Here is a 25644-nt window from a genome sequence, read left to right on the forward strand (position 1 = left end):
CTTTCGTTTAGGCATTTTTATTACTTTAAATAAATAAAATCATGAAAACCATTACCATTAAAAGAATTTATGAAGAAGCTTCGGAGAATGACGGCTATCGACTTTTAGTTGATCGCTTGTGGCCACGTGGCGTTTCAAAAGAAGAAGCAAAACTGGATGAATGGAATAAGGACATCGCACCTTCCACCGAACTTCGAAAATGGTTTGACCATACAGAAGAGCGATTTCCTGAATTTGAAAAACGCTATAAAGCGGAACTGGATTTAAAAAGTGATGAAATTGAACGTTTAAAATTGATAGCCAAGAAACAACATCTGACTTTATTATACTCTGCAAAAAATGTTGAATTTAATCAGGCAGTCGTTTTAAGAAATTATTTAATTCAAAAATAGAAAAACGAAATCTGTCACTTTTAAAGTAAATTAATCCTACAAACCAGAATAGTAATCATATCCTCTTTCATACCAATAATCTTTTGGTCTTTCATTACTGAAGGAAAGTGTTCCGATTCGTTTTAAACTTTTGATACCATACTTTGTAGGAATCATCAATCTCAAAGGATAACCCTGATCCATTGGTAGAGGTTTGCCATTCATTTCATAACAAAGCAGCGTTTGCGGATGCATTGCACTTGGCATATCAATCCCCACATAATATTCTCCGTCCGGTGTTACCAAGCCGATATATTTTTTCTGTGATTGCTGATCTAAATGATAGGCTTTTACAAAATCACTGAATTTCACACCGCCCCAATTTGTTACCTGACTCCAACCTTCGATACATTTGAAATCGAACGTAATTTCTGTTTTGGGAAGTTTCTGAATATCCGCCAAAGAAATAGCTAAAGTATCTCCATCCGCTTTTACCAGTTTTAATTTCCAGTCTTTTGCGTCAAAATCGTTGCCCATTCCCACATCGCCGTTTACTCTTACATTTTTCACCGCTTCAGATTTCGGATATGTTTTCGCAAGATGATTAGAGGAAAATACTTTATTAAAAACATTCTCATTCTCGTTAAGCACTTTTCTTAAAGGATCTTGCACGCCTGTTTGCTGCGTTTCACCTGGTTGATTTTTAATTTTAAAAAAAGTAAATGCTCCACCTCCAAAAAGCAGAATAAAAATCACAAAGGCAGCAATGGTTAGATTTCTAATCTTTGCCGATGAAACCTCTTCCTCTTGTTTTCTATTATTTTTTTCCATTTTATTTCTTTTTATTTTTTAAAACCTCAAAACCCGTAACCATACTGCTGAAATTTTGCCAACCCGCCAATACAACCTGTAAAACATGAATGATAAAGAATAAACAATAGCCGATCATCAAAATGAAATGAATAATACGACAGCTTTCATAGCCACCGAAAATAGTACAGAGCCATCCTAACTGTATCGGTTTATAAATCGCTAAACCAGTCAATAAAGAACCAAATCCCATAATAACGATTGCAGTGTAAGCAACTTTTTGAGCGCTATTGTATTTATCTTGAGGAGGAATTGATTTTCGAATATGAAGATCATGGAGTAAGACCTGCCAAGCTTCTTTAAAGGAATTTTTATTGGGAAGCAAAAATCGCCATTCTCCAGAAAATAACGTGTAAGCAACATAGAGAAATCCATTCACAAAAAAGAACCACATGAAGACAAAATGCCACGCCATACCTTCGCTGAGATGATAAGGAAGATTTAAAGCATCATAGAATGAATCAGGAAAAAAATGAATAAAATCTTTGCCACCAATCTGTATTTTGTAAACATCATTGGCCCAATAGATCTGCAATCCACTCCATATCATTACTGCAAGCACGGGGAAATTCACCCAGTGAAACCATCTGATAGCGAGTGGATGCTTTTTTTTAATCCTTTCCATTTTTAAAAAAAATTAATTAATGAGAAGCAGTCGGAGGTGTACCGCCTTCTGGAACAAAAATAAGAGCTGCAGAATTCATGCAATATCTTTTTCCGGTAGGTTTTGGACCATCATCAAAAACATGACCTAAATGAGAACCACTTTTGCTGTCTACCACTTCGATCCGTCCCATTCCATCGCTGTTGTCTGTAATATATTTTACAGCATCTGGCGAAATAGGTTCGTAAAAACTTGGCCATCCTGTACCTGAATCAAATTTTGTAGCAGAACTGAAAACGGGTTGCAATGATGCCGCAGAATAATAAGTTCCTTTTTTATAAAAATGATCATATTTCCCAGTAAAAGCAACTTCTGTCCCTTTTCCACGAAGAATCTCATACTGTTCTGGAGTAAGTCTCTTTTTCCATTCGGCATCAGAAAGCTGCATTGGATATTGATTAGAAACCTCTTTACTCTTTTGCATCCTATTATTTTTGTTTTCATTCTGAGCTTTGTTGCAGCTCAAGGCAAAAACAGTCAATAAGAGCATTAAATAATGACTTAATTTATTAAACATAATATAAAATTTTAGATGAGTTATTTAACTTAAAAACCTTTACCATTATGTACGACAAAAGTAGAATAAAAGATTGAATGTGAGTACATTTCAAAAAAAATAAATAATATTTAAGTAAGAATAACTAAGTAAAAAAACGAAAAAACAGCTGATTCATTCAGTTTTAAAGCTTAATAAAAACTGGTCTTTTCTTTTAAAAAAAATGGAGTTAAGACGATAAGCTTTAGCTCCGTTTCTTCGTAATTTTGTATTAGCAAATTTTTCATATTTAAAATTCAACATTATGAAAACTACTTTTTTAGCAATTGCAACTTTAGCTATTATGGCTTCTTGTGCAAAAAAAACGGAGACTTCTGATAATATGATGAATGATACCACCCCCGCTATGGTCAGTGACAGCACAATGCAGAATAATGAGATGACCGACAGTACAAAAATGAAAAGCGACAAAATGATGAAGCAGGATTCAGTGATGAAACATGAGGCAATGATGAAAGACGATGCAGTGATGAAGAAAGATAGGAAAATGACGGAAAAATAATATCGTTATTTTTAAATAAAATAAAGCAGAACGTTGATATCAATTAGCTTTCTGCTTTTTTTTTAAATAAATAAAACTATTCTCACCCTAAGGAAAAGTAATTTTTTTGAACAGCATTAAATGATTCACTTTTAAAAAAAACCTCATCAAGTTATAATATTGCTTTATTTTTGCATCTGTACCAAAATTAGCATGAAAATCCGTCGAGGTAGCTTATCTCAAAAATTTAAAAAGACATGAAGATTGCCCTCAACCTATTTGACTTTACTCAAAAAGTAAATTACAGAAACGAAATATTAGCAGGACTAACGGTCGCAATGACCATGATCCCGGAATCTTTATCATTTGCAATTCTGGCAGGTTTTCCCCCGCTCGTTGGTTTATACGCTGCTTTTATTGCTGGCTTGATCACCGCAGTTTTTGGAGGCAGACCAGGAATGGTTTCCGGTGGTGCTGGAGCAACGGTAGTCGTTTTAATTGCCTTAATGCGTTCTAACGGACTTGAATATGTCTTCGCCGCCGTTGCACTTGCGGGAGTGATTCAAATTTTAATCGGTCTATTTAAATTCAGTAAATTCATAAGACTCGTTCCGCAGCCGGTAATGTACGGTTTTGTCAATGGATTGGCCATCATCATTTTTATGGCGCAACTCAATCAATTCAAAGTTCTGTCGAATGGACAACTGACATGGTTGCAAGGAGAACCATTAATGATTATGATTGGTTTAGTGGCTTTAACAATTGCCATCGTTGTTTTATTTCCTAAGATTACAAAAAAAATTCCTGCCTCTTTAGTGGCAATTATTGTCGTATTTGCTTTGGTCGTTGGATTTGGAATCAATACGAAAACTGTTCAGGATATCGCTTCAGTTAAAGGTGGTTTTCCTCCTTTTCATATTCCTAATATTCCTTTTAGTTTGGAAGCTTTTAAAATCATACTTCCCTACTCGATGATCTTTGCAGCGGTTGGATTGACAGAAGGACTTTTGACCTTAAATTTAGTCGATGAAATGACTGGAACAAAAGGAAATGGAAACCGCGAATGTATCGCACAGGGAACTTCGAATATTGCCAATGGTTTCTTTTTCGGAATGGGCGGTTGTCCGATGATTGCTCAAACTCTCGTGAATCTTTCAGCCGGATCTCGCGCAAGACTTTCGGGAATTATCGCAGCAATAACTATTTTACTGATTATTCTTTTCGGAGCTCCCATTATTGGTAAATTACCGATGGCTGCTTTGGTCGGCGTAATGATCATGGTCGCTTTCGGAACTTTTGAATGGGCAAGTTTTAAAATTATTAAAAAAATGCCGAAACACGATATCTTCGTCGGAGTTTTGGTCGCAATTATTACAGTTATTTTGCACAATTTAGCTTTAGCAGTTTTGGTAGGTGTTATTATTTCTGCTCTTGTATTTGCTTGGGAAAGTGCGAAAAGAATTCGGGCGAGAACAACTATAGATGCAGAAGGAATAAAACATTATGATATATACGGTCCTTTATTTTTCGGATCCGTGATGGCATTTTCGGAGAAGTTTACGGTTGCCGAAGATCCTGATACGATTATCATCAACTTCAAAGAATCCCGTATTACAGATATGTCGGCAATTGAAGCCGTGAATTCAATTACCAAAAAATACAGTGAAGCTGGAAAAACAGTTCATCTTCAAAATCTAAGTGCTGATTGTATTCGACTTTTAAATAATGCCGAAGCAGTAATTGATGTGAATATTATTAAAGATCCTGAATATTTGGTGGCGATTGAAAAATAGAAATTCCTTCCCGCTATCTCAAGCTTTTAATTTCTAAAGGTGATTGATTTTGAAATTAATTCCAGAAATAAGTTGACAGGAAATTCACAACTCGGTTCATATCCTGTCTCATTGAAAAGGCAAGCAGATATTTTAACTGAAAAAGGAGCGGCTCAATCCCGTTGGATAATTTCAGAAATTCACGTTCCGGAATGATGCCGTAACATTTACCGTTATGCATAATATTCAATGCTCGATCTCCCAAAGACACGGTCATACTTCCTAATTTTTTATAAAAAGTATGTTCACTAATTTTTACAAAGCCGTCTTCCAGCATTTCAGAAATCAGTTTATTAAAGAGTTTTTGTCCTTCCGGAGATAGATTCATGATGATAAAATAACAAGGTAAAATTAATAAAAGTAACTATAAAAACAATCACAAAATTTTTTAATATTATTTAAAATCCTTTAAGACACCATTTTATAATGTAGATTTTATTTCAATTTTATTCATTTCTAATAGATAAAAGCAATTATTAACACCCAACTATATTTAAAATATTCATTGAAATTATCGATTTAAAAAAGAAAATCACTTGAAATCTAATATATCTTTGATTAACAAATTAAACAAAAGATGTCAGAGAATTCAAGACAAATATTTCAAACTAATGATGCAAAAAGATACAAAGTTACCAAATGGACTTTACGCACCATCGCATCTGTTCTTCTTTTCATAGTCGTGGTTGTAGGTATTGCTGTAGCTCGGGGAAAAAACCCTTCGATGCCACAAATGAATTCTATCCAGAAATCATTTGAATCAAAAATAAACCCGGACAATACATTCACTTTAGCAACTCCGCTGAATAAAAAATTTAAAGGTTTCAAAGATTTTCTGCAGAAAAAAATCATGGCAGAAGAAGCAAAAACCAATGTCGTGAATGCTCAACTGATTCGCGGTGCCTTTTATGTTCCATGGTCTCCCCTTTCGCTGTACGATCTTAGAACGAACGGAAGCAAACTGAACACCATTTATCCAGAGTGGTTTTTCATCAATCCAAAAACCTATCAGCTGGATTCCCGAATCGACAAAGAAGCGCTTGAGGTGATGAAACATCATAAATTGAGTATCCAGCCGATTCTTAATAATTTCATTTCAATTCCCGGAAAACAAGGGAATTTCAGCGGTGATTTACTGCACACCGTTCTTCATAATCAGAAAATTCAGAACCAACTTATTGGTCAGATTATTACGACTTTAAAAGCAAACGATCTGCAGGGAATTAATATTGATTTTGAAGAAATGAAGGAAAACTCAGATGAATTTCTGAATGCTTTCATGAAAAATTTATATACGCAGTTTAAACAAAACGGCTTAATTGTTTCCATCGACATCATGGCAGACAATACCGATTACAATCATAATTATTTAAAAGATTACACCGATTATTTTATCGTGATGGCTTATGATCAGTTTAATGACAATTCACAAGCTGGACCAATCAGCGATCAGAAATGGATTGAAAAACAACTCGATCAAATTGCAAAAGATATTCCCTCTGAAAAACTAATCCTAGGTATCGGTGCCTACGGAAGACAATGGATTACCGATGAAAATGGTACGCGAACAGAAGACTTAACATACAGCCAGGTTATTGATCGCGCCAAGATTTCAAAATCTTCCATAAATTTTGATGAAAATTCCTACAACCTTCATTATGCTTACAATTTTTCGGGAAGTAATGATGAACCCGCTTCTAAAAACAGTGTTTGGTTTACGGATGCTGCAACTGCTTATAATATCATCCGGTTTTCTGATGATTACCGAAATGCCGGCACTGCACTTTGGAGATTAGGAAGTGAGGATCCTCGAATTTGGTCTTTTTATGCCCGAGATTTAAGTACTGAAAGTCTAAAGAAAAATCCTTTCAATTACACTATTCTAGAGATGATGCCTCCCAATTTCAACAGTAAACCAACGGCAATCGGAAGTGGTGAAATTATTAACATTTTATATTCTCCGGAACAAGGTCGAACCAGAATTCAGACCGATAAAAATGAAAACTTAATCGCGTCTGAAAGTTATGCACAATTGCCATCTGGCTTTCTCTATGAAAAATTTGCGGAAGACAGTACTAAAATTGGACCTGGCCATAAGATTATTTTAACTTTCGACGACGGACCAAGCGCGAAATACACGCCGAAAATTCTCGACATTTTAGAAAGAGAAAAAGTTCCGGCGACCTTCTTTTTAATTGGTGAAAATGCAGAAGCCAATATTCCTTTGGTTCAAAGAATTAACCGCGACGGCTTCGAAATTGGGAATCATACTTTCACGCACGGGAATCTGGCGAAAATGTCTCCTGCAAGAGCTGCTTTAGAATTGAAAACGACGCGTTCTTTAATTGAATGCATTACCGGAAAATCCACCGTTCTTTTCCGCGCGCCTTACAATGCGGATTCTGAACCTCAGACTTACGAGGAACTCGAACCTTTGGTGCAAAGTAAAAGAGATAATTATATCGCGATTGGTGAAAGTATCGATCCGAACGATTGGGATCCAAAAATGAATGCAGATTCGATCGTCAACCGAACCATTCGTTTTGCGACTCAGAATAATGCGAGTATTATTCTGCTGCACGATTCAGGTGGCGATACAAGACAGCCTACTGTAGATGCATTGCCTAGAATCATTAAATATTTTAAAGACAAAGGATGTAAGTTCACGACCGTTGCAGATTTAATGAAGGTTCCGGAAGATCAATTAATGCCACCGGTAAAAAGAAGCTGGAAAAATGATCTGAATTTCTTTTTCGCTTCTGCAAGTTACTGGATCGGACAAGTCATTTATTCGCTCTTCCTGATTGGAATTATTCTGTCCATGAGCCGAATGATTTTCATGGGAGTTCTGGCTTATCTTCAAACCAAAAAAGAAAAGAAATTACAGGCCGTATTCAAAGGAATTCCAGACGGTTTACAAGTAAGTATTATTGTTCCTGCCTATAATGAAGAAATGAATTCAATAAGAACCGTAGATTCTTTATTAAGTCAGGATTATCCCTATATCAATATCGTTTTTGTGGATGATGGAAGTAAGGACAACACTTTTGAAAATGTAAAAAAAGCCTTTGAAGGAAATCCTAAAGTTAAAGTCTTCACCAAATCAAACGGTGGAAAAGCCTCCGCTTTAAATTTCGGAATTTCAAAAACCGATTCAGAATTTGTGGTTTGCATTGATGCAGATACGCAACTGAAATCCGATGCTGTTACCCAATTGATGAATACTTTTTATTTGGCAGGAAAACCAACGGAGGTTGGTGCTGTAGCAGGAAACGTAAAAGTCGGCAACGAAATTAACATGATTACGAAATGGCAAAGTATTGAATATATTACTTCTCAAAATTTTGACCGTCGTGCCTTTTCTTTACTCAACTGTATTACGGTAATTCCAGGAGCTTTAGGAGCCTTCCGAAGAGAAGCTGTTATACAGGCTGGCGGATTTACAACCGATACATTAGCGGAAGACTGTGATTTAACAATGCGATTGCACAAACTGGGATATATTATTGAACAGTGTAATAATGCCATTTCCTACACCGAAGCGCCCGAAACTATCGGACAGTTTTTAAAACAACGCTTCCGCTGGAGTTTTGGAATTCTGCAAAGTTTTTGGAAACACCGTGATGCGATTTTCAGAAAAAAATATAAAAATTTCGGACGAGTTGCGTTGCCTAATATTTTGCTCTATCAGATTTTACTTCCGTTTTTAGCTCCACTCGCAGATTTGCTTTTGCTCGTAAGTTTAATTCTGTCCGGATTGGGGTTAATTGTTGCCGATCCGTATCACATCATTCTATACTATGTTATTTTCTCCCTCGTCGATATTTTAGGAGCTGCAGTGGCTTTTGCCTTCGAAAAAGAAAAATTCAGCAAACTGATCTGGATGATTCCTCAACGCGTAATCTATCGACAAATGATGTATTATATTTTGTTCAAATCTTTCCGTAAAGCAGTGAAAGGAGAAATTCAAAACTGGGGAGTTCTGAAAAGAACAGGAAATGTGAAAACTGCATAATTTAATCCATTTTAATATCATTTACAGATTCAAAGCAGTAACTTTGATTTAATATTTATTTAATTCAGGTTAATTTTGAGTTAAAACAAAAATCATACAATCGTTTGGTTTAGAATTTTCAGTCCTTAATATCGAGTATAAAATAGGAATTATGAAAACAAAAATAGGATTTCTAATCATTCTGAATTTTTTTTATTTAAATGTTTTTTCACAAAATATTAAATATCCGGATCAGTGGACTTTGCAGAATTCCATTGAATACGCAAAAACAAATAACTTCAGCATCACTTCTTTACGACTATCAAAAAACTCATCAGATCAAGATCTTTTACAGGCAAAAGCAGCAAAATATCCAAATCTAAACGGAACTGTTTCGCAAGGAATCTTTGCCGTTAGCGGGAATAATGGATTTCATATTAATGGCGCAAATTCCCAAAGTATTGGTGCGAGTTCTTCTATGATTCTGTACCACGACAACAATATTAACAATACTGTTTTGTCAAAAGATTTATTGGTTCAAATGGCGAATTTATCTGTTAATGAAGCGGAAAATAATATTACGTTGAGTGTGACACAAGCATTTTTAAATGTGATGATGGCGCAGGAAAATCTTATTTACTTTCAAAACTTACTCTCCACAACTCAAATTCAACTTAAACAGGGAACGCAACTTTATAATGCCGGAAGTATTTCAAAATTAAACTTTCTGCAATTTCAGTCTCAGCAAGCACAGGACGAATATAATTTGGTTGCCGCCCAAAACACGCTACGAACAGATTTATTGAATTTAAAACAGCTTCTGCAATTGCCGTCATCTTATGATTTTCAAATTTCGGCACCTTCAGATATTCTCGTCAGTGATGATATTAAAACGCTTCAGGAAGTTCAAAATTCGGCACAGACGAAAAGACCTGAAGTTAAATACGGTCAACTGAATATTGAAAATTCTGAAACCAATTTAAAAATTGCACAATCTTCCATTAAACCTACTTTAAGTTTGGCAGGAAATATTTCGACTAATTATTCTCAGGGAAACGGCAATTATTTTAATCAGTTAGGAAATCAGTTTTATTTACCGGTTGGTTTAAGTCTGGGAATTCCCATTTACAATAACCGAATTTATAGAACCAACATCGAAAAATCGAAAATCGAAATACAGCAAGCTAATCTAAGTTTACAAAATACCAGAACGGTTTTAAATCAACAGATCGAACAGGCTTTCATTAATCTTCAAAATTCAATTTCGCAATATGAATCAGCCGAAAAGCAAATGAAAATTAACGAAGAAACTTATTCTATTGTTAATGCACAGCTGAAACTTGGTGCCATTGATTATGTGCAACTTCAGCAACAGAAACTGATTTATATTCAAGCTCTTCAAAATTATTTACAGGCAAAATACTCGGCAGTTCTCAATAAGAAAATCTACGAATTCTACGCCGGGCAAGAAATTAATTTGTAAAAACATGACGATGAAAAATAAAAAATGGCTGATTTGGGCTGCTGCAGTTTTAGTTTTGGGAATCGGACTTTGGTACTATTTCAAAAAAAGTGAGGCCGTCAAAATACAACTTACCACCGTAAAACCCGAAATGGGCGATATCACCGAATCCATTACCGCGACGGGAACTATTCAGCCGGTCGATACGGTTGCGGTCGGTACACAAGTTTCAGGAACGCTGAATAAAATTTATGTCGATTTTAATTCGCAAGTAAAAAAAGGTCAACTTCTGGCGACTTTGGAACCTTCTTTATTAAAAGATCAGGCTTTACAGATCGCCGGGAATCTTGCCAATGCCAAAAGTAATTTAGCCTATAATCAAAATAATTATAATCGTCAACTGCAACTCTACAAAGTTGGAGCAATCAGTAAAGCCGATCTGCAAGTGGCCGAAAATCAAAACAATGCAGCCAGATCCCAGATCATGTCAATTAATGCTCAGCTTTCTGCCGCCAATAAAAATTTATCATATACTAGAATTTACTCACCGATTGACGGTACCGTTTTATCCAGAAATGTAAGCGAAGGTCAAACGGTAGCTGCGAGCTTCAGTACCCCAACTTTATTCAGTATTGCTAAAGATTTAACAAAAATGCAGGTTCGTGCGTCAATTGACGAAGCCGATATCGGAAATGTGAAAGCTGGACAAAAAGTAACTTTCACGGTAGATGCTTTTCCTGATCTCAATTTTAGTGGTGAAGTCACTGAGATCCGTTTACACCCGACCGTTTCCGCCAACGTAGTGAATTATATCACCATCATCAATGCCGATAATGCTGAACTGAAACTGAAACCTGGAATGACCGCAAATATTTCAGTGATTACAAGCGATATTTCTAAAGTCATGAAAATTCCAGCGCAGGCAGTTAACTTTAAACCGGATTCTTTAGTAGCCAGCAATTACACCATTAATTCTCCTTACACTGCAAGTCAGAAAAAACAATGGACCGGCCAAAAATCTACAGCTAATAAAGAAATGCCAAAAGGTGAAGCGGCAGTTTGGGTTTTGGCCACAGACCAATCTATTTCCAGAAAAAAGATAAAAACAGGAACGAGCAATGACACCGATCTGCAGGTGATTTCAGGCTTAAGTGTCAACGACAATGTGATCACAGGTTATAAAACTTTAACCAAAAAAACAACCGGCGCTTCTAAAAGTCCCTTCTTGCCACAAAGATCTAGTGGAAAAAAACCAAGTGGCGGTGGCGGAGGACCAAGATAAATGTAAAGACATGGCAAAAATATTAGAAATCATTGATCTTACAAGAGATTTTAAAATGGGCGCAGAAACCGTTCATGCTTTACGTGGCGTAAGTTTCACTGTAGAAGAAGGTGAATTTGTGACCATCATGGGACACAGTGGTTCCGGAAAAACGACGATGCTTAATATTTTAGGATGCCTGGATAAACCTACGGAGGGTGATTATTTTCTGGATGGCGTCAATGTAAAAAATTTAGACAAAGATCAACTCGCTCGATTAAGAAATGAAAAAATCGGATTTGTTTTTCAGTCTTACAATTTACTGGCAAGAACCTCTGCTTTAGAAAATGTGGAACTTCCGCTTTTGTACAATTCAAAAATATCGAGTCAGGAAAGATATGAACGTTCTTTGAAATCGCTGGAAACCGTAAAATTGAGTGACCGAATCAACTATCTCCCAAATCAAATGTCGGGCGGACAACAGCAAAGAGTTGCCATTGCAAGAGCCTTGGTCAACGAACCCGTAATGATTTTAGCTGATGAAGCCACTGGAAATCTAGATACAAGAACGTCTTACGAAATTATGACTTTGATGCAGGAACTCAATCAACAGGGAAAAACTATTGTCTTCGTAACGCACGAACCGGATATCGCCGTTTTTAGTGGAAGAACGATTACTTTGAAAGACGGAAGAGTCATCAAAGATGTGAAAAATGAAAATATTAAAAGTGCAAAAGATGCACTTGATGCATTGCCGGTAGATGTCGATTATAAACCCTAAAAGATGAAACTCTCAAATTTATTCAAAATTGCCTGGAAAGCCATTCTCCGAAATAAACTGCGGGCGTTTCTGACCATGCTCGGAATCATCATTGGTGTCGCTTCTGTTATCGCCATGACCGCCATTGGTGAAGGTTCGAAAAAAAGCATCAGCGATCAGCTTTCTTCGATGGGTTCGAATATGATTAACATTCGGCCGACAAGCAATGTGAATGTTTCGGGAGGTGCAAGAATTGGTGCGTCCGGGTTGCAGAGTTTAAAAACGGCAGATGTCGACGCGATTTTAAAAGGCGCTCCAGATGTTTCGTATGTTTCTCCAGCAGTACAAACCAATGGTCAATCGATTAATGGTGCCAATAACTGGCCGACTCAACTTCAGGGCGTGAATGCTGATTATTTTAAAATCCGTGACTGGAAAGCTTCTGACGGAGCATTATTTACGGAGAAAGATGTTTCTTCCTCCAGTAAAGTTTGTTTAATTGGACAAACGGTTTTAACCAATTTATTTCCAAATGGAGAAGACCCGATTGGAAAAGTGATTCGGTTTAATAAAATTCCGATGACGATTATTGGTGTGCTCGAATCGAAAGGCGCCAATACGTTTGGTCAGGATCAGGACGATGTAATCATTGCACCATTTAATACCGTGCAAAGAAGATTTTTAGGAATTGATTATGTTCAAACAATCTACGCCGCTTCCACCAACGAAAATACATCCTCAAAAGCTTCTGATGAAATTTCTCAGATTCTTCGCAAACAGCATCATCTTTCTCCAGACGGAAACAGTGATGATTTTTCGGTGCGAACACAGGCAGAATTAATTTCGACTATGAGTTCTACCAGTCAACTTTTAACGGTGCTGTTATCAGCGATCGCGGGAATTTCCCTTTTAGTCGGCGGAATTGGAATTATGAATATCATGTACGTTTCGGTGACAGAAAGAACGAAAGAAATCGGCTTGCGAATGTCTATAGGTGCACGCGGAAAAGATATTCTGTATCAGTTTTTAATTGAAGCAATTCTCATCAGTGTAACTGGCGGAATTATAGGAGTAATCCTCGGAATTACCGTTACGAAATTGGTTACCGCTTTTCTCTCCTGGCCTACTTATATTACGGAATCCTCGATTATTCTTTCCTTTGTCGTTTGTGCAATTACTGGCGTTTTCTTCGGATATTATCCTGCTTTGAAAGCTTCTAAACTTGACCCAATTGAAGCCTTGAGATATGAGTAAAAACCTAAATAATCACCGTTGCACCACACAAGTTTATAACACCAAATAAGTTTCATTATATGTTTTTTGATTTTTTTCTATTTAATAAAGAAATATTTTCATGATGAAATGAGAAAGCTTATTTTCACCATTAGAATATTCATTTAAGCAGCACCGTTTTTTTACTGCTGAATTCAGGACCAAAAAATTTAGATTAAAATTCATGATTAAAAATAGTTACTTATTTCTCAAAAAAACCATTTTGAAAATCAGATGGCAGGAAATTCTTGCGGTTTTAATTCTTTTTCTGGCGTTCGTTTTTTTCAGAAGTGAAAGAAAAGAAATGGCTTCTATTCTACCGCAGCTTTATCAGGCGAAACCATTTTGGATTGTTGCCGGAGTTCTGCTCACCGGCGTTTATATTTTTTTGCAAGCCGCAATGTACATGGCAAGTTTTCGGGCAGTTGGCGTAAAACTGAAACTTTCAGATGCGCTCGAATTATTTTTAAAAAGAAATTTCCTAAGCGTTTTTCTTCCTGCGGGCGGAATCAGTTCTCTCGCTTTTACACCGCGACAGATTCAGCGGAAAAATTATGATAAAAACAGCATTCATCAAGCGAGCGCCATCTATGGATTTATTGGAATTGTTACCGTTTTCCTAGTCGGAATCCCCGTAGTTGCGTACGCCGCATTTGTTAATAAAAATTTTGGAAATTCCTGGATTTGGTTGTTGGGCGTAGGAATTTTTATCGCAGCCGTTTTCTGGCTGGTGAATTCCCTTCGAACCAAAGGATTTATCTATCATTTTTTAGAGAAACATTTCCCGAAAAAAGTCACCGATATTGATGGGTTTTTCGGTGGCGAAATTCACAAAAAATATTTTTACATCACCATCTTCATTTCGACTTTAATCGAGTTTTGCGGAATTTTTCATTTACTGATTGCCATGTTTGCATTTGGTGCAACGGGATCTTTTTCTGCAGCGGCGGTAGGTTACACGATTTCAGTTTTGCTGATGCTGGTTTCTCCTTTTTTAAGAGGTCTTGGTGCGGTCGAATTTACTTTGATTTATATTTTGGCAAACTTTGGATTCTCTCACAGTGAAGGATTGGGAATTACTTTGCTTTATCGGGTATTTGAATTTTGGTTGCCTTTATTACTGGGACTTTTTGCTTTTGTTTGGAAGGGCAGAAAAATCGTTGCCCGAATCTTTCCGGCACTTTCCATTTTCATTTTGGGCTTAATCAATATTGTTTCGGTAATTACTCCGCCACTTGCAGATCGTCTGAGAATCGGTAAACATTATCTTTCAGAAGATACGATGCATATTTCAAAAATACTGACTTTAATCGCGGGAATTCTTTTGGTGGTAACGTCTGCTTATCTTTTGCGAGGTTTAAAAAGAGGGTGGTATTTTGCCCTTATTCTCGCTGTAATTTCTTTTTTCGGGAATCTAATTAAAGCACTTGATTATGAAGAAGCGATTGTGGCTTTGGTCATAATTTTCATGTTATTAATGAGTCGAAAAGAATATGTTTTAAAGACGAACAGAAAATATTTAAGACTTGGATTTTCGTGGGTCGTTGGACTATTTATTGCCGTAATACTTTTCAATTTTCTAAGTTTTTACTTTATTGACAGACGCCATTTTGGAATTGATTTTACCTGGAGAGAATCTCTTTATTATACGGTTCAAAGTTTTTTTCTTTTTCAAGATAATGGTTTGATACCAAAAACTGGATTTGCCCGAGATTTTGAATATCTCAATTACTTCCTCGGAATTGTTTCTTGGTTATTGCTTATTTTCTCTGTGTTTAATGTTCGAAAACTTGTCGATACTAAGGAGAGTTTCGACGATTTTGAAGAAGCACAAAATTTAGTACAGATGTATGGAACTTCACCGTTGGATTTCTTTAAAGTAGCAAAAGACAAACAATTCTATTTTTCTGATGAGGTTGAAGGTTTTGTTTCTTACAGCGTTGCGAATAATTTTGCATTCGTCTTGGAAGAACCGGTTTGCGAAGAAGATCATAAAGAAAAAATCATCGAGGAGTTTGAAGATTTCTGTAAAAAAAATGGTTTAAAATCGGTCTATTATCGAATTGACGAACAGAGTTTATTTCTATTTAAACCTTTAAAAAAACAGAAATTATTTATCGGTCAGGAAGCAATTATGAATACCGAAAACTTTAAATTAGAAGGAAAAGACAGAAAAACATTGAGAAACGGTTTGAATTCTTTAGCTAAAAAAGGATACACTTCAGAGATTCTTTACCATCCTCAGAATGAAGAAATCCTGAATGAAATTCAAAATATTTCAGATGAATGGCTGAAGGAATTCGATAAAGAGGAAATGGTTTTTTCGCAAGGAATGTTTGATCGCGCTGAAATAGAAAATCAGGATTTAATCGTAATTAAAAATGAAATTGGAAAGATCGAAGCGTTTCTTAATATTATTCCAGATTTTGCGCCTGAGGAATGTACGTATGATTTGATTCGAAAAACGGTAAACGCCCCAAATGGAAGCATGGATGCGATGATTGTAAAACTTGTGGAATATGCTAAGTCAAAGGAATTGCTTTATATCAACCTTGGTTTAACGCCTTTAGGAGGAATTAAAGAACCCGATAATACGGCAGAGGAAATATTAAAGTTCGTATATAATCGTATTGGGAGTTTTAAACATTATCAAAGCTTACGTGATTTCAAAGAAAAATATGCGGATCAATGGGAAAATAAATATCTGATTTATGGCAATGATTTTGATTTGTTGCAAATTCCAGCTGCTTTGAATAAAATCACAAAACCCAAATGAAAAAATTAGCGCAAATTTTAAGCATGTCTTCATTATTGCTTTTATTTTCCTGTCAGGATTCAGGTTTTCCAGTATCTGAATGGAACGGCAACAGCGACAAACCGGTTATTTTTTATATCAGTGGTGACGCCGGTTTTAATAATTTTTCGAAAACGTTTTCACAAGAACTTCACCGTTATGGTTATGATGTTTTTGCACTGAATACTAAAAAATATTTCTGGAAGAAAAAGACTCCTTTACAAGCCTCGCAGGACACTGAAAATTATCTGAAAGAGGTTATTAAAAATCGAATAAATAAAAAAATAATCATTATTGGATATTCTTATGGAGCCGATGTTGCACCGTTTATCTATAACCGTTTCGATAAAGATTTTCAAAAAAAAATTCAGGATTTAATTATCATAGGACCTTCGCAAGTGAACGATTTTGAAATTCATCTTGAGGAATATATCACCGGCCACATGGAATATGGTTATAGCGTCATCAACGAAATTAATCATTTGAAAAATGTGCCTTTCACTTTAATAGTAAGCGATCTTGAAAAAATTTATTTTCCGAAAAATGAAATCACTTTAAAAAACTATCAATTTCTTCATCTTCCAGGGGATCATCATTTCGGAGGCAACTCAAAAATGCTTGCAGATTCCGTTATAAAATATTTTTAAAAAAATGTCAATTCCCAATAAAACCTCACAACACATTCTCCCTACGGCATCAAATCTTTTAGGATTTTGTCTTATCGTCATCACCTCACTGCATATCAGTAATGCAACGATAAATTCTATCTTAGATGAATTTACAAGTATTGTTGCAGCAATGCTTTGTGTGTCGGTAATGCTGTCTTTTTTCTCCATTAAAAGTGAAAGTAGAATCTGGACGCACCGACTGGAGCTAGCGGCCGAAATCCTATTTGGTATTTCAATTATAGGAATTGGAATTATTGTAGTGGTTCTTTTGCATAAATTCTGGCTTAAATAAAGTTTATTCAGAAATAACGCTTACTTTTATTAAAGTTTGTAATAATCATTCTTTATAATTTAAAAAATGAAAAATAAAAAATACGTCCTGGATCTCCTTAAAAGTGAAGACGAGCAACTTCACAAAATGCACGATATCATTGAAAAGGCGATAACGGAAGAAACGCTAATCACCACGACCATTCAAGACACTGATGAAGAGCGGACGTACGGCGAAAAACTTTCTGATAGAGTTGCTGAATTGGGTGGAAGCTGGAAGTTCATCATCATCTTTGGTGTTTTATTGATGATTTGGATTTTCTACAATACTGAAATTAAGCACAATAAAAGTTTTGATCCATACCCGTACATTTTGCTTAATCTAATTTTGTCGTGTATTGCCGCAATCCAAGCGCCAATCATTATGATGAGTCAAAACAGAAAAGAAGTTAAAGACCGCAAAAGAGCGATTAATGATTATATGATCAACCTCAAATCTGAGATTGAAATTAGAAATCTCCACGAGAAAGTCGACCTTTCTATAATCGATCAGTACAAGCATCTTTGCGATATTCAGCAGAAGCAACTAGAACTTTTAGAGGAGCTGAATAAGAAAGTCAAAATGCTGTCGAAACCGACCAATAATTCTTAAAAGTTTGCGAGCTGATTTAGAATGAATTTCAAAAAATCAATTATATTTAAATCGAATTTCACGCCTTAATTAAAATAAAATGACGAAAGACGAACTGCTTAACAAAGCTATTAAATTAGCTCAAAAAGCGCATAAAGGACAAACCGATAAATTCGGAACACCATACATCGGTCACGTGATGCGAGTGATGAATGCAGGAAAAACCTACGACGAAAAAATCGTTGGAGTTCTTCACGACGTCATCGAAGACTGCCCGGAAATCACTTATGAAACTTTGGTTGAAGAAGGCTTTTCTGAAGAGATAATTTTCGCGATTAAATGCCTCACCAAAACTCCGGCAGATGTTGATTACAAAGAATTCATCAAACAAACTGAACAATCTCCATTGGCCGTTTCCGTAAAATTAAATGATTTGCAGGACAATATGAATCTGACCCGATTTAATAATTTGATGACAGAAAGAGATATGAAAAGATTGAATAAGTATCTGACGGCTTATCTTTATTTAAAAGAAAAATACTAATTAACCGTTTTATCAGAATCCGAAACCAAGGCTTTTAATTCGCTCACTTCCGCTTCAGTTAAATCCCGCCACTTTCCGATTGGAAGATCAAGTTTAATATTTAAAACACGGATTCGTTTAAGTTTTTTTACTTCATAACCACAGAACTCACACATTCTACGAATCTGGCGGTTTAAGCCTTGTGTCAAAACAATTCGGAACGATAAATTATCGATTTGTTCTACTTCGCATTTATTGGTAATGGTATCCAAAATCGGAATTCCGCCACGCATTTGCATTAGGAATTTCGGTGTGATTGGTTTGTCAACTCGTACAATATATTCTTTTCCGTGGTTGTTTCTGGAACGAAGAATTTTGTTCACAATATCACCATCATTCGTCAGAAGAATTAATCCTTCACTCGGTTTATCTAATCTGCCAATCGGGAAAATTCTTTTCGGATGATTCACGAATTCGATGATATTATCTCTTTCTCTTTTGGTATCAGTAGTACAGACAATTCCGACCGGTTTATTCAATGCGATATAAACGGGTTCTTCTTCTGTTTTTTTTATGGTCACTCCATCCACGAAAATCTCATCATCGTCAGAAACTTTAGTTCCCATTTCTGGAACAGCGCCATTGATGGTTATTCTTCCCTCTTCCAACATTCGGTCTGCTTCTCTGCGTGAACAGAATCCAACTTCTGAAAGGTATTTATTTATTCTAGTCTTTTCCATACTCATTATAATTTTTGTTACTGAAGATCGTTAGCCCGTAAAATAACCCCACAAAGGTAACTCCGGTATTTCCTAATTGTTGACCTTCAAAATATAAGCCGCCTTGCTGGCTTAATCTTTTACTGTGAGAAACTAATTTTCCCACTTTTATTCCAAATAAATCTGAATTTTCAACCACCGATTTATTCAGTTGAAATCCATAAGTCAAATCAATAAAAACAGGTTCTCCATCATCAACATTGAAAAGGATTTTCGGTTGGATAATTCCGTACACAATATGAAAATTATCGGTCGTGTACGTATATTTTAATCCGCCGCCTAAAGACAAATTCGGAATAAAATTAAATCCTGTAACTGCTGAAATTCCGTAAGAAAAATCGTTCGGATAATTCACAGGAGGATTATACGGATTGTTGTCTCTATCTCGATTTCCTTGAATGATATTTGATAAATTAAATCCTGCACTCACTTCCGGACTGAAATAAAAACCCTGGATTGGTCTTTTCTCCGTTTGGCCAAATCCAAAAATAGAAACCAATAAAAGCAGTAGGGATAATTTTTTCATTGATCGAAAATTATGTATTTTAAGATTGCAAAGTTAAACACATATTGCACAAATATTTTCACAAATTACACTAGTGAAAAATTAACCATTAAGATAAAGATTAAGAAGTTAAGTTTATTAAGATTTCCTTTGGAAATTAAAATGCACTCCACTTTTTAGATCTTTTGATTGGCTTAAATAAACATTTATCTTTTGTGAATCCTGCCGGCAAGGCAGGTTTGCGGTTTAAAAAATTCACAATTCAAATTTTTCTTTATTTCTTGAAGTTTTCAAAACTGTATTCGTTTTCCAGATATTCTGAACTTCCATTTTCTATATTATAATCTCCAATTTTTGTTCTGCGAAGATTGGTCAAATAAGCACCAACTCCTAATTCCTGACCGATATCGTGCGCTAAACTTCGGATATAAGTTCCTTTTGAACAACCGACGGTAAAGCGAACGAAGGGCAATTCGATCTCAATATCGCTGATATAATTAATAGTGGTTTTACGGGATTTCATTTCGACCTCTTTTCCAGCTCTGGCTAAATCATACGCACGATTCCCCTCGATTTTAATGGCTGAAAAAATGGGCGGTTTCTGATCAATTTCACCGAGGAATTTATCTAAAGTTTCTTTGATTTCTTCTTCAGTAATGTCTGAAATATCCTGTTGAAGAATCTCAGGTTTTTCAGTGTCATAAGATTCTGTTTGAACTCCTATTTTTATTTCGGTGAAATATTCTTTTGGCGCATCCTGAATTTCAGGAATAATCTTGGTGAATTTTCCGGTGCAGACGATTAACAATCCTGTCGCGCGTGGATCCAAAGTTCCCGCGTGACCAATTTTAAATTTCTTCGGAAGATTAAATTCTCTTTTGAGTTTATATTTCAATTTGTTCACCGCCTGAAAACTCGTCCAATCCAAAGGTTTGTCGAGAAGTATTATTTGGCCTTCTAAGAAATCGGTATCGGTCATTTTTAAAAACTAAATTGGTGAAAAGTTCTGCGCTGCAGCCCGACCTGAGTGGAGCTCTTTAGTATTGTTGTCTGAGCGTAGTCGAAGACAATAATACAAAAAGCGGGAACCCTTCGACAAGCTCAGGATAAACTCAGGCGGAAATGTCTGCAATAAAAAAAATAGATAGACATTCGACCAAGTCAAATATCTGTCCAAATAAAATTATTGAAACTGTGTAAAATAAATCAACAAAACAATTCCCACGATAATTCGGTACCAACCCCAAGGTTTGAAACCGTATTTATTGAGCAATCCAATGAACGATTTAATCGCGATTAATGCAACGATAAACGCTATCACATTCCCAACAACAAATGCGATCATAAAATCTGATGAAGATAGAATCATCTCGTATCCTTTCATCGGATTTGGTGTTGTTTTTCCCCAAGTTTTAACAAAAATTGAATAAACGGTAACTGCCAACATCGTTGGAACTGCCAAGAAAAATGAAAATTCTGCGGCGGCTTTTCGGGTTAAACCTTGTGACATTCCTCCAATAATCGAAGCGGCACTTCTACTCGTTCCTGGCATCATTGCGAGACATTGCCAAAAACCAACGATAACGGCTTTCTTGATTGACATATCTTTTTCGTCATCGATAGTTGGATTTTTAAACCAAGAATCTGCGAATAATAAAACGACTCCTCCCAAAACAAGCATTGCCGAAATTGCGACTTGATTCCCCAAAAGTGCTTCAATTTTATCATCAAATAAAAACCCTAATCCTAATGCTGGCAGCACTGCGAACGCCAATTTATAATAAAATTTAAGGTTCTGAAAATCGAAAAACTTTTTCCAGTAAGCAGCGACCACTGCTAAAATTGCTCCGAACTGAATCGACACCTGAAACATTTTTAAGAATTCTGTTTCTTCCATTCCCATTAAGTTGGCGATAAAACCCATGTGTGCGGTTGAAGAAATTGGAAGAAACTCGGTAAGTCCTTCGATGATTGCAATGATAATTGCTTTGAATAAATCCATTTTTATCTTTGATATTAAAACTCTTCGACTTGCTCAGAGTGAGATGTGATTAAAAAAAACTTTGTCAAAGTTGTAGAACTTTGACAAAGTGATGTAATTTAGAAATCGTTATTAATTCTTCTCTCTTTTCAAAATCGCGTAAACTTCCACGACGAATCCTGCAATCACTAACATGGGTGCAATTCGAATTCGGCGAATGGAGAAAATACCTTCGTTCCAAACGTTGGGATCGTATTTCCCATCAACGGTATTGGCATCAGCTCCCATCATTAAAAGGAATCCAGCGATAATTAAAGCCAAACCTATTAACATGAGTTTGTAATTTTCTTTACCGAAATAGAAAGGATTATTTTCTGAAACTTCTACCGATTTACCAATCGAGTCCGCAGAGAATTGTTTATTTTTTTTGCTCATTTTTAAGAATAATATAAATCATCAACATTGGATCTTAAGAATCTCCATGTTGCGAAAATGGTAGAGAAAACAGTGATGAAAACTCCCAGCAAGAAAATACCAACGACTAAGATAATTAATTGATTATTGTCCTGTGCGAATGGCGTTCCGATTTGGGTAATGAAATAATACCAGGCTCCAAAAAGCACAAGTAAACCAATAACAGCTCCAATTACTCCAAGAATAATTGCTTCTTTAATAAATGGTTTCAAGATGAAACGGCGTTTTGCACCAACCAACTGCATCGTTTTGATAATGAATCTTTTAGAGAATATCTTCAAACGTATTGAGTTGTTAATTAAGACAATTGCTAACACTAAAAACAGGACTGAAAATCCTAAGATCCATTTCAAAATATTGTTCAGGTTGTTGTACACTTCAACCATTAAAGTACTGTTGTTTTTCACATCAACAATTCCGGGCGTAGATTTAATCTGCTTAATCGCTTCATCGATTTTTGCCGGATCTACGAATTCGGGTTTCAAGGCAACTTCAATAGAAGATGGGAAAATGTTTTCGTCGAAAAGCGCACTGCTTTCAATACCCATACTTTTCTTTGCCTCTTCAGCAGCCATTTCTCTGGAAATGTAAGTTGCTTTTTTTACGGGAGCCAAAACTTGGATTCTCTTAAAGGTTTCTGCCTCTAATTTTGCAATTTTCACAGAGTCTTTTGCCTCGTAATTTTCATCAAAATAAGCATTCACTACCAATTGCTCCTTGATATAATCTGAATATTTTTGAGCATTAATAAGGATAAGTCCCATTAACCCTAATAAAAATAACACCAATGCAATACTTATCACTACGGTGATATTGCTGGAACGAAGTCGCCTTTTGTTAAAATCTTCAACTATCTTAGCCATTAAATAAAAAATTTCTGCTAAAATAGAAAAAAACTTCCGTAATTTGCGGACAAACGCGGAAAATCGCTGTTAAAAAAAACTTAAAAGAAATAAAGCGAACCTTCGAAAAATGGGTTTTTGAGCTTTATTTTTAATAAATAAAATTATATTTCTGGATGAGCGTAAGAGCCAAAAAACACCTCGGTCAACATTTTTTAATGGATGAAAATATTGCCAAAAATATTGTCGATGGATTGAGTTACGAAAATAAAAATCAGGTTTTGGAAATCGGACCAGGAATGGGAGTGCTTACCAAATATCTTTTGGAAAAAGATGCCGAGATTTTCGTAGCAGAAATTGATACCGAATCGATTGCGTATTTAAAAAGTCATTATCCGAAGTTAGAAGAAAAACACTTCATCGGTGATTTTCTAAAATTAAATCTTGCGGAAACTTTTGAAGGCCAAGTCTCTATTATTGGAAATTTCCCGTATAATATTTCGTCACAGATTTTATTTAAAATTATTGATTATTACGATCGAGTTCCAGAAATGGTGGGAATGTTTCAGAAAGAAGTTGCCGAAAGAACGGCGGCTGTTCCAAGAACGAAAGATTATGGAATTCTATCAGTTCTCGTTCAGGCGTTGTATGATGTCAAGTATTTGTTTACTGTTCATGAAAACGTCTTTAATCCACCTCCTAAAGTAAAGTCAGGCGTTATTCGATTGACGAGAAATCCGAAAGAAGGTTTAGCTGGAAATGAAGTTTTGTTCAAGCGAATTGTAAAAGCAGGATTTGGACAACGACGTAAGAAATTATCTAATTCATGGAAAGCATTGGATATTCCGGAAGCATTGAAAACGCATGAGTTTATGGATAAAAGAGCCGAGGAATTATCGGTAGAAGATTTTATTGCATTTACCAAACTTTGGAAAGAGCATTCTTAAAAAAATAAAAACCATTTCATATTTGAAATGGTTTTTTTGTATAATCTTTGAAAATTATTCAAAAGGGAAAAACTTAAACTTGTCAAGGTTCAGAACCTTGACAAGGTTTTTTGAGAAAAATCAAGATTTATAAACTTAGTTTTCCGGAGGAAGATTTTGCTTTTCTTCTTCACTTCTTAAATCCTCTAATCGTTTTTGAAGATTAGCAATTACTTCTCGCATTGCTTTGATATCATTTTTATTAGAAGAAACATTGCTTTTCAGCATCACATTTCTGGCGCGTTCGTTGTGATCTTCATCGTCTTCGTCTTCAGCGATATCTTCAATATCTTCCTGGATATCGTCGATGTCTTCGCTAATCTCTTCGATGTCTTCCTGAATATCTTCAATATCTTCCTGAATTTCGTTCACATCGTCTTTCAAATCTTCAATATGGACCTGACTTCTGTTCACTGACATCTGAATGAAAATGGCGAGATAAATTGCTTCTAAAGAAAGTACGGTTGTAAGAACTAAAAGCATTTTATCAAATGCTACGAATCCAAAAAGAGGAAGGGAAAATGCAGTGATGAAAAGAATTGAATGGACAATTAAAGACGGAATAGAACCAATCCACCACATAACACCATCGGTAATGCGAACAAGAAGCTCGATTTTTTCTTTGGTTTTTTCTTCTCTGTTTTTCATACTTTTTACGTCAAATTAATAAATAATCATATCATCTTTTCAACCACAAAAGACACAAAAGTTTTATGGTGTGCAAATTACCTAAAATTAAAAGTTCACAAAATAGAAAATCTACAGATTTTCAAAAACTTTGTTTTCTTTACTTACAAAGGCAATGACTTTTAGTGAATTTAACTTTTGTGACTTTGTGGTTTATAACTCCTAAATTTTTATGGTTTATAAGTCCTAAATCTCCTTAGCAATTCCTAAACCAAAAAGTGCAAAATCATACTTTGCGGGATCTTTATCATCAAATTTTCTTAAAATCAAATCCATTTCTTCTACGGTTTTCCAGTCGTTTTGTTTTCTTTGAATAAGATTGAGTTTGCGGGAAATATTTCCGGTGTGAACATCCAAAGGAACCGATAGATTTTTCTGATCGATATTTTTCCAGATACCAAAGTCGACTCCTTTTCGGTCTTGGCGAACCATCCAACGCAGAAACATGATTAAGCGTTTTGCCGAAGAGTTTTTATAAGTTGAACTTACGTGTTTTGTACTTCGGTGAATTTGGTTTTCTTTAAAAAATTCTGTTCTGAAACGGTCGAGACTGTGATAGAAATTGATTTCATCTTCTTTTACCAAAAAAAGATTTTCGAGCGAGTCATTTTCTTTGTACAGTCTGCTTAAGTTTCGGATGAAATAATTCAGATCTTCTTTATTAAAAGTTCGGTGAACTGAATTGTGGTTAAAGAAATCCATGTCGGTTTCTTTAAAATTCAAGACGAAATCATACGGAGAATTTCCCATCCAGGACAAAATTTTCTCTGCATCGTTGATGATTGATTTTCTTATTCCCCAGGAAATTGTTGCGGTTAGAAATCCAGCGATTTCAATATCTTGTTTTAAAGAAAAACGGTGCGGAATCTGAATTGGATCATTTTCGATAAAGTCGATGTGATTATACAAATCGGCTTTTTCATTAAGGAAATCTTTTAGAAATTTAGGATCTGGATATACGGTGGAATTATTCACTTCCTT

Annotated in this window: 26 protein-coding genes; 14 read left to right on the forward strand and 12 right to left on the reverse strand. The window is 35.5% G+C overall.

The annotated features are described in order from the left end of the window. Nucleotides 1-41 precede the first annotated feature (41 nt). A complete protein-coding gene (locus Q73A0000_RS04675) occupies nucleotides 42-392 on the forward strand; it encodes a DUF488 domain-containing protein (protein WP_193812919.1) in 351 nt (116 codons plus the stop codon). Between the two features lie 36 nt (nucleotides 393-428). Here Q73A0000_RS04675 and Q73A0000_RS04680 read toward each other — a convergent pair whose 3' ends face one another. From Q73A0000_RS04680 to msrB, 3 genes are read right to left on the reverse strand one after another with little or no spacing between them, the layout of a single operon-like run. Beyond that, nucleotides 429-1202, reverse strand: a complete 774-nt coding sequence (locus Q73A0000_RS04680) for a molybdopterin-dependent oxidoreductase (protein ID WP_193812920.1) — start codon at nucleotides 1200-1202, stop codon at nucleotides 429-431. Between the two features lies 1 nt (nucleotide 1203). Beyond that, nucleotides 1204-1866 carry a cytochrome b/b6 domain-containing protein gene (locus tag Q73A0000_RS04685; protein ID WP_193812921.1) on the reverse strand — a complete coding sequence of 221 codons (663 nt, stop codon included), beginning with the start codon at nucleotides 1864-1866 and terminating at the stop codon, nucleotides 1204-1206. Nucleotides 1867-1882: 16 nt separating this feature from the next. Next, nucleotides 1883-2422, reverse strand: coding sequence for a peptide-methionine (R)-S-oxide reductase MsrB (msrB, locus tag Q73A0000_RS04690; protein ID WP_193812922.1), 540 nt, complete (start codon nucleotides 2420-2422; stop codon nucleotides 1883-1885). 283 nt (nucleotides 2423-2705) lie between these two features. Between msrB and Q73A0000_RS04695 the strand changes: the two genes are divergently transcribed. Together Q73A0000_RS04695 and Q73A0000_RS04700 are read left to right on the forward strand one after the other, a co-directional pair. Continuing rightward, on the forward strand, nucleotides 2706-2963 hold the full coding sequence (locus Q73A0000_RS04695) for a hypothetical protein (protein ID WP_193812923.1): 258 nt from the start codon (nucleotides 2706-2708) through the stop codon (nucleotides 2961-2963). Between the two features lie 236 nt (nucleotides 2964-3199). Continuing rightward, on the forward strand, nucleotides 3200-4735 hold the full coding sequence (locus Q73A0000_RS04700; protein WP_193812924.1) for a SulP family inorganic anion transporter: 1536 nt from the start codon (nucleotides 3200-3202) through the stop codon (nucleotides 4733-4735). Between the two features lie 55 nt (nucleotides 4736-4790). Here the strand turns inward: Q73A0000_RS04700 and Q73A0000_RS04705 are convergent, their stop codons facing one another. Continuing rightward, complete coding sequence (locus tag Q73A0000_RS04705) at nucleotides 4791-5102, reverse strand: hypothetical protein (RefSeq protein WP_193812925.1); 312 nt, start codon at nucleotides 5100-5102, stop codon at nucleotides 4791-4793. A 249-nt stretch (nucleotides 5103-5351) separates the two neighbouring features. Here Q73A0000_RS04705 and Q73A0000_RS04710 point away from each other — a divergent pair, with 249 nt between their 5' ends. The 10 genes from Q73A0000_RS04710 to Q73A0000_RS04755 all read left to right on the forward strand — a co-directional run bounded on the left by Q73A0000_RS04710 (nucleotide 5352) and on the right by Q73A0000_RS04755 (nucleotide 18430). Then, a complete protein-coding gene (locus Q73A0000_RS04710; RefSeq protein ID WP_193812926.1) occupies nucleotides 5352-8789 on the forward strand; it encodes a polysaccharide deacetylase family protein in 3438 nt (1145 codons plus the stop codon). A gap of 151 nt (nucleotides 8790-8940) precedes the next feature. Further along, on the forward strand, nucleotides 8941-10251 hold the full coding sequence (locus tag Q73A0000_RS04715; protein ID WP_193812927.1) for a TolC family protein: 1311 nt from the start codon (nucleotides 8941-8943) through the stop codon (nucleotides 10249-10251). A 10-nt stretch (nucleotides 10252-10261) separates the two neighbouring features. After that, the gene (locus Q73A0000_RS04720; RefSeq protein ID WP_244140805.1) at nucleotides 10262-11512 is read left to right on the forward strand and encodes an efflux RND transporter periplasmic adaptor subunit; all 1251 of its coding nucleotides are present in this window, start codon (nucleotides 10262-10264) and stop codon (nucleotides 11510-11512) included. Between the two features lie 10 nt (nucleotides 11513-11522). Further along, nucleotides 11523-12272, forward strand: a complete 750-nt coding sequence (locus Q73A0000_RS04725; protein WP_193812929.1) for an ABC transporter ATP-binding protein — start codon at nucleotides 11523-11525, stop codon at nucleotides 12270-12272. 3 nt (nucleotides 12273-12275) lie between these two features. Next, entirely contained in the window at nucleotides 12276-13505 is a 1230-nt protein-coding gene (locus Q73A0000_RS04730; protein WP_193812930.1) for an ABC transporter permease, read from the forward strand. Nucleotides 13506-13707: 202 nt separating this feature from the next. Beyond that, nucleotides 13708-16299 carry a phosphatidylglycerol lysyltransferase domain-containing protein gene (locus Q73A0000_RS04735; protein ID WP_193812931.1) on the forward strand — a complete coding sequence of 864 codons (2592 nt, stop codon included), beginning with the start codon at nucleotides 13708-13710 and terminating at the stop codon, nucleotides 16297-16299. Beyond that, complete coding sequence (locus Q73A0000_RS04740) at nucleotides 16296-16964, forward strand: AcvB/VirJ family lysyl-phosphatidylglycerol hydrolase (RefSeq protein ID WP_193812932.1); 669 nt, start codon at nucleotides 16296-16298, stop codon at nucleotides 16962-16964. Before Q73A0000_RS04735 ends, Q73A0000_RS04740 begins: the two co-directional genes overlap by 4 nt. A 4-nt stretch (nucleotides 16965-16968) precedes the next feature. After that, nucleotides 16969-17277, forward strand: a complete 309-nt coding sequence (locus Q73A0000_RS04745) for a hypothetical protein (RefSeq protein WP_193812933.1) — start codon at nucleotides 16969-16971, stop codon at nucleotides 17275-17277. A 66-nt stretch (nucleotides 17278-17343) separates the two neighbouring features. Then, on the forward strand, nucleotides 17344-17907 hold the full coding sequence (locus Q73A0000_RS04750) for a DUF1003 domain-containing protein (protein WP_193812934.1): 564 nt from the start codon (nucleotides 17344-17346) through the stop codon (nucleotides 17905-17907). A 79-nt stretch (nucleotides 17908-17986) separates the two neighbouring features. Further along, nucleotides 17987-18430 (forward strand): phosphohydrolase, encoded by a 444-nt coding sequence (locus tag Q73A0000_RS04755; protein ID WP_193812935.1) that lies wholly within the window; start codon nucleotides 17987-17989, stop codon nucleotides 18428-18430. Here the strand turns inward: Q73A0000_RS04755 and rluF are convergent. The 6 genes from rluF to Q73A0000_RS04785 all read right to left on the reverse strand — a co-directional run bounded on the left by rluF (nucleotide 18427) and on the right by Q73A0000_RS04785 (nucleotide 23011). Further along, nucleotides 18427-19149, reverse strand: a complete 723-nt coding sequence (rluF, locus tag Q73A0000_RS04760) for a 23S rRNA pseudouridine(2604) synthase RluF (RefSeq protein ID WP_193812936.1) — start codon at nucleotides 19147-19149, stop codon at nucleotides 18427-18429. The two genes, Q73A0000_RS04755 and rluF, sit on opposite strands and share 4 nt — an antisense overlap. Further along, a complete protein-coding gene (locus Q73A0000_RS04765) occupies nucleotides 19136-19714 on the reverse strand; it encodes a hypothetical protein (protein ID WP_193812937.1) in 579 nt (192 codons plus the stop codon). The genes rluF and Q73A0000_RS04765 overlap by 14 nt, the downstream gene beginning before the upstream one ends. A 253-nt stretch (nucleotides 19715-19967) precedes the next feature. After that, nucleotides 19968-20672, reverse strand: coding sequence for a tRNA pseudouridine(55) synthase TruB (truB, locus tag Q73A0000_RS04770; protein WP_193812938.1), 705 nt, complete (start codon nucleotides 20670-20672; stop codon nucleotides 19968-19970). A 204-nt stretch (nucleotides 20673-20876) separates the two neighbouring features. Then, the gene (locus Q73A0000_RS04775; protein ID WP_193812939.1) at nucleotides 20877-21695 is read right to left on the reverse strand and encodes an undecaprenyl-diphosphate phosphatase; all 819 of its coding nucleotides are present in this window, start codon (nucleotides 21693-21695) and stop codon (nucleotides 20877-20879) included. Nucleotides 21696-21806: 111 nt separating this feature from the next. After that, nucleotides 21807-22109 (reverse strand): DUF3098 domain-containing protein, encoded by a 303-nt coding sequence (locus Q73A0000_RS04780; protein WP_193812940.1) that lies wholly within the window; start codon nucleotides 22107-22109, stop codon nucleotides 21807-21809. Nucleotides 22110-22111: 2 nt separating this feature from the next. After that, a complete protein-coding gene (locus Q73A0000_RS04785) occupies nucleotides 22112-23011 on the reverse strand; it encodes a cell division protein FtsX (protein ID WP_193812941.1) in 900 nt (299 codons plus the stop codon). Nucleotides 23012-23166: 155 nt separating this feature from the next. On the opposite strand from Q73A0000_RS04785, the gene rsmA reads away from it, so the two are divergent. Further along, nucleotides 23167-23937, forward strand: coding sequence for a 16S rRNA (adenine(1518)-N(6)/adenine(1519)-N(6))-dimethyltransferase RsmA (gene rsmA, locus Q73A0000_RS04790; RefSeq protein ID WP_193812942.1), 771 nt, complete (start codon nucleotides 23167-23169; stop codon nucleotides 23935-23937). A 135-nt stretch (nucleotides 23938-24072) separates the two neighbouring features. Here rsmA and Q73A0000_RS04795 read toward each other — a convergent pair whose 3' ends face one another. Both Q73A0000_RS04795 and Q73A0000_RS04800 read right to left on the reverse strand, forming a co-directional pair. After that, a complete protein-coding gene (locus Q73A0000_RS04795) occupies nucleotides 24073-24624 on the reverse strand; it encodes a DUF1003 domain-containing protein (RefSeq protein WP_193812943.1) in 552 nt (183 codons plus the stop codon). Between the two features lie 225 nt (nucleotides 24625-24849). Beyond that, nucleotides 24850-25638 (reverse strand): TIGR02757 family protein, encoded by a 789-nt coding sequence (locus tag Q73A0000_RS04800; protein ID WP_193812944.1) that lies wholly within the window; start codon nucleotides 25636-25638, stop codon nucleotides 24850-24852. Nucleotides 25639-25644: the final 6 nt, after the last annotated feature.

This window comes from Kaistella flava (ex Peng et al. 2021) (genome assembly GCF_015191005.1).
GTDB lineage: Bacteria > Bacteroidota > Bacteroidia > Flavobacteriales > Weeksellaceae > Kaistella > Kaistella flava.